Source organism: Paraburkholderia sp. SIMBA_030 (assembly GCF_046535245.1).
GTDB lineage: Bacteria > Pseudomonadota > Gammaproteobacteria > Burkholderiales > Burkholderiaceae > Paraburkholderia.
Genome location: NZ_JAWRXB010000299.1, coordinates 1 through 287, shown reverse-complemented (window position 1 = coordinate 287; position 287 = coordinate 1). Strand labels below are relative to the sequence as shown.

Below are 287 nucleotides of genomic sequence, written 5' to 3'. Positions count from 1 at the left end.
ATCGAATGTCGTATAGACGGTCATCAGCTTGGTCAGCGAGGCCGGATACCATTTGCGGAAGGCCTCTTCGTGCTCGAGCACGCGGCCGCTCTGAACATCGACGAGAATATGCGGATTGGCTTGCGCAAGCGGAACCGAAGAAAGCAGTGCGGCAGTGGCACTGACGGCGAAAGAGACCGGCCGCAGGGCGGCAAACAAACGATTCTGGCGCGTCGACACGTCTAGTCCTTAAGATGTCCGGAAAATCTCGAAACCTTCACTATTTAACGTATATGGCCATGACATGG

The 287-nt window shown here is 55.1% G+C and carries 1 pseudogene; it reads right to left on the bottom strand.

What is annotated here, in order from left to right:
- Nucleotides 1–219, bottom strand: a pseudogene (locus SB772_RS40085) (hypothetical protein); the annotation flags it as partial.
- Nucleotides 220–287: the final 68 nt, after the last annotated feature.